This is a genomic window from Pseudomonas sp. LRF_L74 (assembly GCF_965644255.1).
Lineage (GTDB): Bacteria > Pseudomonadota > Gammaproteobacteria > Pseudomonadales > Pseudomonadaceae > Aquipseudomonas.
On sequence record NZ_CBFFRH010000002.1, the window covers coordinates 781,260 to 794,086 of the forward strand.

Here is a 12,827-nt window from a genome sequence, read left to right on the forward strand (position 1 = left end):
GTCTCCGGCTTAGAAGTCATAACGCACACTGGCGACGACTGTGCGTGGTTCATCGTAGGCGGCGGACTCGATCCCGTAGGCCGGTATGTAGCTCTTGAGGATGATGTGGTCCTTGTCGGTCAGGTTGCGCACCTTGATCCCGGCGCTCCAGTGGCCGTCGGCGAAACGGTAGTCGGCGCCGAGATCGACAGTGGTACGGCTGGGGATCGCCGCACGCGGGTTGTTGACCTGGTCGCTGAATTGTCTATCGGTGAACTGCACCGAGCCGTACAGGCTGACTTCGTCGCCGTTGCTCAGGCCGTGGGTGTAGCTGAGCCCGGTGGCGGCCTGGTACTTCGGCGCGAACGGCAACTGGTTGCCTTCATAGGGGCTGTTGCCATAGGGGTCGAAGAACTCCTTGAACTCGCTTTCGACGTAGGCGAACGAGAAGTTCCAGTCCAGGCCTCGCGTGATCTTTGCGCGAACCTCCAGTTCGGCACCGTAGGTCTCGGCCTTGGCCGCGTTCATCAGCACCGAGCCGCCGTATGTAGTGCCGTTGATCGTCGGGTTGGAGACGACGGCCAGGTAATCGCTGTAGTCGTTGTAGAACAATGCCGCGTTGATCTGCAGGCGGTTGTCGAATGAATTGGTCTTGAGACCGATCTCGTAGGCCTTCACTTCCTCGGGATCGGCGGCGACGCTGGCGACCTGGCTGTTCGCGGCGCTGCGGTTGTAGCCTCCGAACTTGGCGCCCTCGGTATAGCTCGCATACAGATACGCCTCGGGGGTCACTTGGTAGCCGATGGTCAGGCGCGGAGTCACGCCATGAGAGGTTTTCTCGAAGTCACTGACCGCGAACGTGCGTGACAGCGGGTCAAGGTTGGCATCGAGTGTGTAGGCGCTGGCGTCGTAGGTCTGCTCGGTTTTCCAATAGCGGGCGCCCGCGGTGATCGTCCAGCGTTCGCTCAGGCGATAGTCGAACTGGCCGTACAGGGCAATGTCGTCGGTGTCGTAGCGGGTACGTGCCAACTGCCGGGTGATCGGGCCGCCGTTACCGCGATAACTCCAGTTATCGTTTGCCCACTTCTCATTCTGGAACAACACGCCAGCGGTATAGGAAAGAGCGTCGTTGACTTCTCCGAGCAACTGGAATTCCTGGAACAACAGGTCCTGCTCGATGGTCTGGTGCCAGGTATTGCTGTAGCGCGGCAGGCCGCCGATGTCCATGTAGTCTGGATCGTGCTCGTAGGTGCGGTACGAGGTGATCGAGCGCAGGCTCAACGTGTCGTTGAGCTCCTTGGTGACGTTCAGGCTCACGCCGCTGCGTTCGAGCCTGCTTTTGGTCAGGTCCTGGATCGCCCAGCTGTCGCGCGGGCTGGTGTTGCCATAGTTCAGCGGCGTGGTGTTGGTGCCGTTGTCGGATTTGTCGACGAGACCATCGACCGTCAAGATGGCGTCCCAGTCATCGCTCGGGGTGAAGCGCAACTTGGCCCGGCCGGAAATCGTATCGGCACCGTTGATGTGATCGCCGGTCGACAGGTTACGACCGAAGCCGTCGCGCTCGTTGTAGGAAAACGCCACGCTGCCTGACAGGCGCTCCTCGACCAGGGGCCCGGAGACATAACCCTTGTACTCCCGGGCTTCGTAGTTACCGATCCCGGCGGATACCCAGGCAACTTTTTCATCGGTGGGCTTGCGCGAGATGATCCTGACCGCTCCCGCCGAGGAGTTCTGCCCGTACAGGGTGCCCTGGGGGCCACGAAGCACTTCGATACGCTCCAGGTCAGGCAGATCCCATTGTCCGGCGGCGACCGAACGGGCGAGGGGCACGTCATCGATATAGACGCCAACGGCCTGGGTATAGCCCTGGTTGGTCGTACCTACGCCGCGGATGAAAATCGATGACTGCTGGTTGGAGGCGCCCTTGAAGAAGGACACGCCAGCGACGTTCTTCTCGATGTCGAAGAGGTGCTGGAAGCCGGTTTTTTCGAGGTCCGCACTGCTGACGACGCCCACCGAGACAGGGGTTTTCTGCAGTTCAGTTTCGCGACGCTCGGCGGTCACTTTCACCACCTCGAGCGCAGTCGATTGATTGTCTGTGGCGGTTGCCTGTTGCGCCTGGCTGACAGCCGGTACGGTGACGAATGCTGCCTGCGCCAGGAATGCGGCGAGTTTTTTTCGGCGAAAAGGGGCCTGCCCTCTGCGAACAGAAAGTTCCATGATGACTCCAGTTGAGAACTAGCGAAGATCCAGCGGATCAAGTTGCAGGTATGAGGGACTCCAACTCGTCATCCCATAACCTGCTCGTATCGGGTAGCGCGGGAATCGCTCCTCCGTCGAGGAACGAGCGCGCTACATAATCCAGGCGCGAACGCCCGTCACTACTCGCAAGAATCTCCGTCTGATACGGTCGAGGCCTGTGCTTGAGGATGAATTGCGCGGGTACGCCGAACAGGCGGCCCAGCTCTGCTGCCCATAGGTCTTCATGCTGGTCGAGCCAGCTCCAGGTTTCCTTCAGACGCTTGATGTAGTCGCTGACGGCCTGTTTTTTCGCCGGGTCCGTGAGAACCTGGCGGTGTACCGCGACCGCATAGCCATTATTGTTGGCGAAGCCGGGAAAGTGCTCGCCGCCCACCAGTAACTCGCCACCGCTCTGTTCGATCTGGTAGCTGGGCGCATACATGCCGGCAAGCACCACATCCACGTCACCGGAGATGAAGGCCGAGGCGGAGTCCTGGGCACTCAGGGCGACCGGGCGGATATCGGCAAGAGTCAGCTTTTCCTGCTTGAGAACCTCCAGAAGCATCAGGTGCAATGGGCCGCCACGCATGAAGGCGACGCGTTTGCCCTTGATCTGGCCTGGCGTATCGATGCCGGCGCCTTTGCGCACATAGAGTTTGAACGCTTCGCCGCGAAAGCCGATGAAGCCCGCCAGGCGAATGGGCGTCTGCGCTGGCAGGAATACCGAGGAGATGTTCGACTGCAGAGCGAAGTCGTAGGCCCCTGCGTTCAACGCCTCGGCGGAAAGAGAGGCCTGGCCCAGCCTGACCGGACGAATCTGATAAGGCGTGTCGTCGACGCCTGCCTGGCTGAAGAATGTTTCGTCACTGCCTTTGGCATTGGCGATGCGCAGTACGACCCGGGCCAGATCGTCACTTTTCGCCAGCACCCGTGCGAGTGGAAAACCGCAGCCGACGGCGCTGACGACAAAGGCTTTCCACAGGAAGCTGCGGCGACTCGCGGACGTCATATTCGATAGTGTTCTCTGCATGCGCACGGTACTGCCCCTTGGCTCTATCTCTATAAAGTTAAAAAATAAATATATATCGTTATAGAGTTAATATGTGTTGTATGATTAGACATTATTAGTTCTTTAGTTTAAATATAATTCTCTATAACGAATTAATATAACCTTATAAGGTGTGTCATGGATAATTTGGAAGCTGATCAGGTCGAGCATGAGGAAGAGTCGGCATTCATCGAGCGGCTGCGTGTGTTGATTGCCCGGGTGGGCAGTGCCAATGCCTTGGCCAAGAGCGCGGGCGTTTCGCAAAGCGGCTTCCAGCGCTACCTGGCTGGAGGGCAGCCCACTCGCAGGGTGCTGATAGCCTTGGCACGCGCTGCCCGTGTCGATCTGCTCTGGTTGATGACGGGGGAAGGGCGACCTGATCGGATGGAGTCGCCTGTAGTCAAGGGGGATACCAGCAGCCTCACGCTCTTGCCCATGTACAAGGGCAGGCGTGCGTTGCGCGAAGAAGATATGGACGCGGAACTGCCATTGAAGCCAGAAACCCTGGCTGGGCTTGGATTCTGTCGCTTCTGGCTGAGTAAACACGGCATGGATGATGCGAGCCTGGCCGGCCTCTATATGTCTGGCCAAAGCATGGAACCGACGATATCCAATGGCGATACGGTGCTGGTCAACATTACCCAGCGGGATATCGTGGATGGCGATATCTACGCCCTACGAAAGGAGCGAACCGTATTGATCAAGCGGGTGCAGAATGATCTGGATGGTCATCTCAGGCTGATCAGCGACAACCCGATCATCAAACCCATTGAAGTCGACCGCGATACGATTGATGTGATTGGTCGGGTGGTCTGGCGTGGCAGTCTTTTCTAGAGCGCTCAGGCGGAAAGTGCATGAGGCGTTTTTGCTGGCTCTGCCCGCGAGGGGATAAAAGCATCGCCGAGTTGTCGCCGAGAAACCGGGGGATGATCGGAAGGCATGGCCTGGGTGCCGTTTTCAAAAAAGCGGAGATATGCCTCTAGCGATACCCCTAAGTGAGTCTGGTGAGCGAGTAGGGGCCATCCGGGTGTTTTTTCGAGCGACGAAGCTCAAAGAACATAGGGCTCGGATTCGCTCCAGTCGCTTCTCGTGGCGGCGATCAGCGTATCCCAGTCATCCGGAGGATTGCCCCGGCCCAGCATTTTCTCGAACACAGCATAAGGATCGGATTTGCTGCCTGCTGACCTCAAGGTGTCTTCGTCGTTGACCCATGCGTAGACAATCACCCTGGATTTCGAGTCGTAACGAAAGAACAGCCGGAATCGTCTGCCGATCTTCGCTCGCCGCCAATGGCGGTAGGCTGTTCCCAGTGTATTGCCCTGGCGGAACTTATCGCATGCCGGATCCCTTGGCACCACGTCCAGAATCAATTGGCTCAAGGCCTGGAACAGCTTGACGTTGGCATTGGTTTCAAAGCCCTGCGGGTCGTTCTGTTCAGCCCGTGCAGTAGCTTCTTGCAGTTTACGTAGCTGTACGATCACACCTTCATGGAACAACAGCGTCCAGCCATGTCGCTGCATCAGAGCGCGACCTCACCGTCAATATCTTCGTCCAGATTCACATCGCGGCCTACGTTGGCGAGCATGCTTTGGGCCAGGTCTTGCGGTAGCGTGGTGAGGTTGCGCCCGTTGCGGATGTCGGCCTCCAGCAAACCTAGGAATGCGCCGATGGCAGGGTCTTCATGAATGGCTTCCACGCGGCTGACCACCACTTCACCGGCGCGCACATCGAACGCGATCTTGCCACCGGTATCTAGGCCCAGTAGCTGGCGAACGGATTTGGGTAAGGTGACCTGGCCTTTTGAGGTCAGGGTGGCGATTTCGTGGATGGTAGGCATGAGCGCTCTCCTGGATGAGTTGATTGGATGGTAAGGAATAATCCTTACGCTGACAATCTTGGTTTTCTGCTGGTCAAGCAGAGGCAGGGTGGACGTCCATTAGCACCGCAGCATGAGTTACACCACGTCCAGGGACTCGATCGTTAAAGACTCTCCGGATCGCCGCAGAACATTTTGACATGCTTCTAGAACAATGCTTTAGAAGTTTTTTATGATGAAAATACCCCCAAATGTACCCCCGCTCGCGCACGGTGGATCGGCGATCAAGAATGGCGATTTCGGGCAGGGCAGTTTTTGCCTTCGGAGCTTGGAAATCACTGTCGAAGGGGCTTGGTAGCAGAAAAATCGGGCCTTCAGACCAGTAGGGGCATGCTTGAAAGATACGGAAGGCGTAGGCGGGTTGCTCTTAGGAAGGTATTCGGTTCATAGGCTAGGTCGACGGAGGATCGCCGCCAAGGGTTTACGAATTGTCGCGATACATCGTGCCGCTGCCCCAGCAGGCCATCGCATTGTGCGCGTGCTGATCGACGAGCAAGCTCGCGCGCCCCGCGCAGCACTACCTGCTGTTGCATCGCAGCCGCCTCAAGGAGTGCATCAGCGAAAACACGATCAACGGCGCGCTGCATCGCATGGGCTATGCCGACCGGCTGACCGGACACGGCATCCGGGCGACGATTTCTACGGCGCTCAACGAACTGGGCTATCCGAAGGAATGGATCGAGGTGCAGTTGTCCCATGCATCCCAACAAGATCCGCGCGGCCTACAACCATGCGGACTATGTGGAGCAGCGCCGGATGATGATGCGGGACTGGGCTGACCGGCTTGATGCCTGCGAGCTGATCGCTCAGCCCGTACTCCCGCAGGCGCCGCCGCACAGCATGGCGGGGATCGAAAGCTATCTGTGACTGCTGGCGCAGCCGGTGTGATGCTCGTTTCATAATTTTAATCTGTATAAAAATACAGTAAATTGCGGCGAAACCAATAGTTAAGCCGTCTGCGGTAAGGGGTGTCATTCACTGACAGCCTTGCTCCGTAGGCGGCTTTTTCTGTCGAGCCGTATAACGACTAGAGCATCGAAAGGAGTATTTCTTGGACGCGTTTGTTACCTGGGTCAATAACCCACTTGTACAAAGTGCCGTTATTTCTCCGCTTGTGAGCGTAATTCTGGGTCTGCTGTTTGCCGGATTCAACCATTCACCTTCGCCTGCGGCACCTGCAACGGTACAGCAGACCGTTGTTATCTTCAGGCAAACGGTCGTGGTGAATAAAAATCGCGGAACATCATCGTCTTCGGGCGATGTATGGGGTTATGTTGGTGCTGTGTTTATGGTCGTGGCCGTTGTTATCTGGGGATACAGCCGTTACGCCAGTGACATCCTGCACTATTGGTTGAATGGGGTGTTTTCCTGCACGGCTTTTATCCTTGCCGCAGGTTTTGCCTCTGCTATCCGTGGGCAGTACAACAGCGCAGAGTGGGGCTGGTACATCTTCACGCCCCTGGTCGCGGTGGGCGCATCGATCTACCTGACGGAGCTTGCTCAAGCGGGGATTATTGCCGGCGCACGTGAGGCGGCTTTTCGTTACGGGATCATCGATTACTATTTTGAGGTGCTGAAGAATGAGCATCGCATCTGGATACTGTCCCAGCTTTTCGGGGTTGTGATGGGGATCGGTGCAACGTTTGTCGCTGCGTTGCGATCACTGCATTACCTTGCCCTGATGAACCAACGTACCAGCGGCGCACTGTCCTCGTTCTGGTTTGGCCTGGCGCGTTACACCCGATTTTCCGCGCAAATCAGCGGCGTCGTACTTCTCATCATACTGCTCGGTGCGGCCTACTTCATGCTCTCGGGTCATGCGTATGATCTCTGGCTGCGACGAGGCTAGCCGGGGACTGCTGAGCGGCAAGATGGCAGCTATGGATACTAGCGCCCTACATATTGGGAGACGATCTGAGGGCGCTCGTGGCCGAGTTCGTGGCTGATGATTTGGCGGGCCTGTGCGTCGATCTGGCGTTGGGCCGGGGTCAGCGCACTCGCAGTCGGCCCACCTGTGGCCGGTGCCTGCCAGCCGGTTAGCGTCTCATACCTTGCCTGGGCATACTGATGGCGCAGGCCGTGCATGTTGCTCAGGCCTGCCGCCTTGCACTGGCCGTCATACACATGTTGCTGCTGGATATAGGACTTGTGCGCCGGGATCAGCGAACCGGCGCCCGCTAGCGTCCGGGCTGCATCGAGCACCGTCCGTTGCTGCGGCGTGGTGATGGGCACACTGCGCGGCCTGCCGCCCTTTGTCCATGAGCCTTTGAGCGCGATGTGGTCGCCCCGGTCGGCCCAGGCTGGCTGGAACTTGATGCACTCCTGGCGGCGTAACCCAAAGGCGGCCTGTAGGCGCAGGCTCATCTGCACATGCGGGTTGCGGATGGCCTCCAGGCGCTCGTCCAGGGTCTGCGCCTTGCTCTGATTGGTGCTGTACTGGCGCTCGGGAATGCCGAAGTGGCGGTTGTCAGCAGGCAACAGACCACCCTTGCCGATCTTCTCGGCCCACCAGCGCAGATGGCTCAGGCGGTTCTTCAGGGTGCCGGTCGACAGCCCCTGCGCCTGCCACTGGTTGAGCAGCGCATCGACGTGTTTGCCCTTGAGCGAGCGGGCCTGCATCTGGTTGAACCCGGTGTCACGCAACTGGCGGGCCATCAGCGTCAGGGAGCGCTGCCGGTCGGCCTGTGTGGCGAAGCTGCCGTCACGGTTGCGTCGGCACAGCTGTTTCAGCGTCCACGTCAAATCATCCACCGCCTGCCTCTCTGTGTCCTGGCTGTAGCGCCATGCTGAGAACTTGATCGGTTAGTGTTATTGCCAACTCGCTATTGCGAGATCCCCGAAGGGCGAAGGGCCTGGGTGCTCAGCACACCCGTTGCCTCGGAATGAGGCGTCCGTCTTGCTTCCTGTGGGAAGACCGGGCGGCCAGTCATCGTGCGTAGTGCATGGATAAACCACCTGTGGATGGGATAAGGGAAAGCTCCCGGCAGATGACGACAGCGGGGCATGGGACAGACAGGCAGCAGGACGCTGCGGCGGATGGGACGACGTCGGATGGCTTGATGAGGAAGGTGGCTCACCCTGTTACAGGGCGGCGCGCGAACGAGCCTGGCGCGCCTGGGGTGGCTTCATCCTTGCGGACTGGCACTTGCAGAAGCCGGTGCCTTTGGGGTGGCCGGATGGATACGGCCCGCGCAATGACGGCGCATGGAAGCTGCGCCAGCATGTCCGGCGTTACACCTGCCGGTAGGTCACTGCTGGGCCAGTATCGCGGGCCATCATCATGTGCGACAGAGACAATAGGATGCTGCGCCAGACCGCATTTCGGGAAGTAGCTGTGGTGGCTCAGGATGTCGGCGGGCTGCTCCCAATCAACTGTACCTAGGAAATGAGGGTATTGAATCGACCATAGATTCGTAAACTCTTTCAAGCTGCTGTTTCTGGCCAGGAGCGGCTGCTGGGCGATAGCGGGCATTCGTATCCGTTATGGAATCGCCACACCCAATGCATTCAGTGTCTGCGTATCCATCTTCCCGTTAACCGGAAGTCCGGAATCCATCTGAAACGCCATCAACGCGCCACGCGTGCCGTTACCCATAAGGCCGTCGATACTCCCGGTGTAATACTTCTTCACCATCAATGCCATCTGCACGCGCATGATCACGAGCGATAGATCTTCACTAGTCGACCGCGCGCGTTGAGGACTTGTTTGCGTGCTCGGTGCTGAATTCCTTGCGGAGCCGCTCAAGTTGGAGCTTGAGCCATAGGACGGAGTCGATGAACTGGGAACGCTGTAGGTGGTTCGCGGAGCAGGGGCGGAAGGCGGTGTGTATGCCCGCGGTGCGCTATAGCCGCCACCGGAGCCGCTGTAGTGCGAGCGATGAGAGCTGTGTGAACGATGGGAGCTGTGAGATCGGTGCGCCGCATAAATGTTCACAGCGTCGACCGAGTTCAGCGTGTTCTTGAACACCGGCGGCTCATCAGTTGTTTGAGGCGTCCAGTCGACACCCGCCAAGGCTGCCTGGTTGGCATGGGCCATGGAGGTGGCGACCACCGGAAGCATGGTCACGGCTTGGCCAATCAGTAGCTTCCATCGACTGATGAGTTTCATAGTGCTCTCCTTGCGTATGTGCCCAGCTCTGTTGCTGATATTGGATGGATGCCTCGGCTTTGCCACCGAGCTGAATGGGATTTGAAGAAACCAGCGCACTGCGTGACAGCCGCACAGCCCTGGCAAGCTTCGATGAACAGGTTCTTCCAGTCCGAAATGCTCTGCCGGTAAAACGGGTAGAGCGAGGGCTCAAGCACGCAGAGAGGAAGGTTGTAGACCGAAACGGGCAAGCCACGAACATCCAGGAAATGAGCCGCCTGACTCAGCTCCTTTTGGTAGTCCAGTGGGTCAATCCACAACTCGTCATAGTGCTTCTTCGCCAGCCCCATGTTCTCGATGCCCATCAAGGCAACGTGTTGCACAAAGGGCATGTTCCTGAAAATGAAATGCGCCAGCTCTGGCAGCCTTGGGGCCGTGAGCTTGCTCAGAACGACACGAATCTCAATGCGCTGATTTGCACGGGCGAGGTTGTAGAGGCCACGTAACGTCTCGCTGAAAGCCCCGGGCGCCTGGACGACATGGTCGTGATCATCAACGTTGTCGGCATACAGGGGGATGCCCCAGGTCAACTGCGGATGAGCTAAAGCCTGCAGATAAGCGATCCAACTTGGGTCGCTCTGTAGGCGGCCATTGCTCAAGAGATGCAGGGATTTTTCTGGGATGACCAGCTTGGCCTTGGCAATGATTTCGAGCAGACCCTCTCTGTAGAGTGTGGGCTCGCCACCGCTGATCCCAATCTGCTCTTCGCCAGGATCCATCAAGTCGATTAGCCTCAGATTCTCCTCGACGTGCCACAGATCATCGATGTCTTTGGGCGGCTGAGAGCACATCAAACAGAGGCTGTTGCAGCGATCTGTCATGAACAACAGATTGCTGTTGGAGCCGCGACGATAGAGTACCCGAACAACCCGGGAGTCTGGAGAAACGACGATTACATCCCCGGGCTGAACGATGGTCGAGTCATTCGGATTAACCAGCTGAGTGCCATCAAACCCATCAACGGCAGTGTCACTTGTTGGGAGCAGCAGGCAGCCGACAGGTAGCGCCAGCAGCTGCTTCGAATAGTCTGACTCAGGCTCGTCTAGCCAGAGTGCAAGATCGCTCAAGCTTGGCTCACCTGCGCACACCGCCGTGCCTTTCTCAATCAGCTCTGCAGGAGTAGTGACCTTGAAGAGCCGGGTGCGCGCCAAGTTATGAATATCGAATTGAGTATCGAGACGAAGCATCGTTACCCCCTGTAGTCGGCTACTGGCAGATCCCCTAGGGATCGCCGGGCTAACCAGGAGAGCAGCACTCTCTGTGTGTCGTCGTCATTATCACGGAGCAGGCGAAACAGGTGAGTAAGCAGCTCCGAGTTCTTTTGGCAGAAGGTGCTGAATGCGCGGTGGCCGATGGGATCTCCTAGACGCGCGAAATGCTCTATAGGGTCGGCGCCGCAGTAAGGTACCAGCGCACAATCCGAGCAGCCTGGAAGCGCCTCGGCCACGCCAGCGGAGAGAAGTAGTTCAATCACTGGCGAGCCCAAAAGCTCCTGTAACGGCTGCGCCACGTAGCCCAACTTCAAACCGTCTTCTCCCATCTCGAGCAGCATGCGTGCTTCATCCGAGGGATAGACGTCGCCGTCGTAGTTGTAGAGGAGGGTGCCTATCCCTGCGCCAACGGGCGATCGGAGATCCACATAGCCTGATGAAAATGGAGTCAGGACATTGCTGAGTAAAAGGGATGTGTAGCCTTCGGATAGGTACGTACCCTGCTGATTGATGTTTATCAGGTAGGCCAGCGAGGTCTTGTAGAAGTCGATGTATTCAGCCATCGAGTAATCCAAGCGTTGGCTGGACTTCTTCGCAAATCCGTATGGGCTGAGAGGTCGTAACGCGATGCTGTTGAAACCCTGCTGCACGTACTCATCAACAATAGCGTGAGGGTGCTGCAGGCTATTGGCCGTCAAAGTTGTCAGCGCCGATACCGCATCATTCCCCAGACGCTCCCTGACCCACTGGATGCCCTTTAGCGTACGTTCGTAGGCGTCTTTACCAGGGGTAGGACGGTTGGCGTTGTGCAGGAAAGCAGGGCCATCCAAGGACGTAGAAAACTGGATGCCATGGATCTTTGCGAAATCCAGTATTTCATCTGTCAGGTGATGAAGCGTGCTGCTGATGACGAACTGGATGCTGCGTTTCTCGTGTTCGTTTCGCTCAGCGATCTCTTCCACAATTTGCCGAATGCGATCAAAGGCTAGCAGCGGCTCTCCGCCCTGAAACTCCACGGTAAGGACGGGCGAGGGCGATTCGAACAGCCGGTTTACGGCATGGCTTGCATGCTCTTGCGACATGTCATGGCCAGATCCGCCCAGTGGTGCCCGTGACACCTGGCAGTACTGGCAGGTGTGATTGCAGCGCAGTGTCACCACGAACAGATGCAGAGCCGACCCGCCAAACAGAAATTCTTTTCTGCTGCGGTACTGCGCGGCGATCTCGGCGATAGGATTGTGTCTTTGCGGCTCGTAGATGAAGTGCCGGGCCAAGAGATCTTTGTAGAGCGGGGTGCCGCGCTCAAGCTGTTTGCCTACAAGCTGCCGAAGCTGCTGCTCAGAGACAAACAGGTACTCGCCGGTTTCTGCGGTAATCAGCAGATTGTTTGGACTGGTGTCATCCAGCCGGAGAAACCGAAAGGGTAGAAGCTTGTAACCGACTTCCCTGGTCAGGATCGCTGCCGTCACCTTAGACACCTGCCTCTCTGAGCGCGACGCCGGCTAGAAGCTCCCGTAGGCCGAAGGTTTCCAGTTGGATTTGCTGCCGGAGTGCAAAGTCATTCAGCGAGCGGGTAATCAAGATACGTGCTTGAGCTTCGCTTAAATGAGGAGTGTCGATTCGCAGGTCTGCTGGGGTAACCGTCAGATGCAGGTTGCCGTCCTGGCGAGTAATCAGTATCGAGAGCGTTGCGGCTAAGGCATATGCAGCTTTCTGCGCCACGTTGAGCGGATACGCGCTCTCGTCGATTACGATGATCTGTGTCCACACCACGTGAGTTCGCCTTCCTTAGCCTTATCCTTCAAAAGGATATTGCCAGAGATGAAGGCAATTTGCCATGCAAGAATATTCCAGCTGTGCTTAGAGTAGAGCCCGACTTTCGTCTGAGCTGGTGCAGCCTTGGCGCCATGCTGCTTCTGATCTAATTTGTTTTGGCTAGGAAGGCTTCACTGAAAAGGATTTTGATATGCGTCTTCGAGCGCTCAACTATCTGCTATTCGTCGTGCTGGCCGCATTGGGCTCCAGTTACCTGACCGTCTTGCTTCAAAGAGGCGATGCCCAAGTCCCCACGACGATTCCTCCATTGATCTTCCAGTACGAAGGGCGCGGTCTCCTTGTGTGGGGTGGCTGGAAGACCGTTGCCGGATATGTTGCCCCGGGCACCAATGCCGTCGAAATCCAGTGGCGCTTCTAGCCCTTTATACTGCGGGTCCCTGTTTGATACCCATGTGCTCATGAGAGTAATCCCCCCATTTTTAGTACTCGCCAGAAGTAGATGTCGGGCCGCAATGGCCAGCTTCTGTTTGGGGGTGATGCCTCCCAGGG

12 protein-coding genes and 1 pseudogene are annotated in these 12,827 nt (G+C 57.5%); 4 read left to right on the plus strand and 9 right to left on the minus strand.

The window, feature by feature from the left end; genetic code table 11:
• Positions 1-9: 9 nt before the first annotated feature.
• Both ACSZPK_RS08440 and ACSZPK_RS08445 read right to left on the minus strand, forming a co-directional pair.
• Positions 10-2,199, minus strand: coding sequence for a TonB-dependent receptor (locus ACSZPK_RS08440; RefSeq protein WP_437880978.1), 2,190 nt, complete (start codon positions 2,197-2,199; stop codon positions 10-12).
• 37 nt (positions 2,200-2,236) lie between these two features.
• Positions 2,237-3,229, minus strand: a complete 993-nt coding sequence (locus ACSZPK_RS08445; protein WP_437880979.1) for an ABC transporter substrate-binding protein — start codon at positions 3,227-3,229, stop codon at positions 2,237-2,239.
• A 177-nt stretch (positions 3,230-3,406) separates the two neighbouring features.
• On the opposite strand from ACSZPK_RS08445, the gene ACSZPK_RS08450 reads away from it, so the two are divergent.
• Positions 3,407-4,102, plus strand: coding sequence for an XRE family transcriptional regulator (locus tag ACSZPK_RS08450; RefSeq protein WP_437880980.1), 696 nt, complete (start codon positions 3,407-3,409; stop codon positions 4,100-4,102).
• 215 nt (positions 4,103-4,317) lie between these two features.
• On the opposite strand, the gene ACSZPK_RS08455 is transcribed toward ACSZPK_RS08450, so the two are convergent.
• Together ACSZPK_RS08455 and ACSZPK_RS08460 are read right to left on the minus strand one after the other, a co-directional pair.
• Complete coding sequence (locus ACSZPK_RS08455; RefSeq protein WP_437880981.1) at positions 4,318-4,788, minus strand: type II toxin-antitoxin system YhaV family toxin; 471 nt, start codon at positions 4,786-4,788, stop codon at positions 4,318-4,320.
• The gene (locus tag ACSZPK_RS08460; RefSeq protein ID WP_437880982.1) at positions 4,788-5,105 is read right to left on the minus strand and encodes a type II toxin-antitoxin system PrlF family antitoxin; all 318 of its coding nucleotides are present in this window, start codon (positions 5,103-5,105) and stop codon (positions 4,788-4,790) included. The genes ACSZPK_RS08455 and ACSZPK_RS08460 overlap by 1 nt, the downstream gene beginning before the upstream one ends.
• A 542-nt stretch (positions 5,106-5,647) precedes the next feature.
• On the opposite strand from ACSZPK_RS08460, the pseudogene ACSZPK_RS08465 reads away from it, so the two are divergent.
• Both ACSZPK_RS08465 and ACSZPK_RS08470 read left to right on the plus strand, forming a co-directional pair.
• Positions 5,648-5,942: pseudogene (locus ACSZPK_RS08465) on the plus strand (tyrosine-type recombinase/integrase); the annotation flags it as partial.
• A gap of 253 nt (positions 5,943-6,195) precedes the next feature.
• Positions 6,196-6,993, plus strand: a complete 798-nt coding sequence (locus ACSZPK_RS08470) for a hypothetical protein (RefSeq protein ID WP_437880983.1) — start codon at positions 6,196-6,198, stop codon at positions 6,991-6,993.
• 38 nt (positions 6,994-7,031) lie between these two features.
• Here the strand turns inward: ACSZPK_RS08470 and ACSZPK_RS08475 are convergent, their stop codons facing one another.
• From ACSZPK_RS08475 to ACSZPK_RS08495, 5 genes are all read right to left on the minus strand, one after another.
• Entirely contained in the window at positions 7,032-7,895 is an 864-nt protein-coding gene (locus tag ACSZPK_RS08475) for a phage integrase N-terminal domain-containing protein (protein ID WP_437880984.1), read from the minus strand.
• 730 nt (positions 7,896-8,625) lie between these two features.
• Positions 8,626-9,252, minus strand: coding sequence for a His-Xaa-Ser repeat protein HxsA (gene hxsA / locus ACSZPK_RS08480; RefSeq protein WP_437880985.1), 627 nt, complete (start codon positions 9,250-9,252; stop codon positions 8,626-8,628).
• A complete protein-coding gene (hxsC, locus tag ACSZPK_RS08485; protein ID WP_437880986.1) occupies positions 9,249-10,478 on the minus strand; it encodes a His-Xaa-Ser system radical SAM maturase HxsC in 1,230 nt (409 codons plus the stop codon). The genes hxsA and hxsC overlap by 4 nt, the downstream gene beginning before the upstream one ends.
• A gap of 2 nt (positions 10,479-10,480) precedes the next feature.
• On the minus strand, positions 10,481-11,980 hold the full coding sequence (gene hxsB, locus ACSZPK_RS08490) for a His-Xaa-Ser system radical SAM maturase HxsB (protein ID WP_437880987.1): 1,500 nt from the start codon (positions 11,978-11,980) through the stop codon (positions 10,481-10,483).
• On the minus strand, positions 11,973-12,275 hold the full coding sequence (locus ACSZPK_RS08495; RefSeq protein ID WP_437880988.1) for a His-Xaa-Ser system protein HxsD: 303 nt from the start codon (positions 12,273-12,275) through the stop codon (positions 11,973-11,975). The genes hxsB and ACSZPK_RS08495 overlap by 8 nt, the downstream gene beginning before the upstream one ends.
• Before the next feature lie 193 nt (positions 12,276-12,468).
• Here ACSZPK_RS08495 and ACSZPK_RS08500 point away from each other — a divergent pair, with 193 nt between their 5' ends.
• Positions 12,469-12,696, plus strand: a complete 228-nt coding sequence (locus ACSZPK_RS08500; protein ID WP_437880989.1) for a hypothetical protein — start codon at positions 12,469-12,471, stop codon at positions 12,694-12,696.
• Positions 12,697-12,827: the final 131 nt, after the last annotated feature.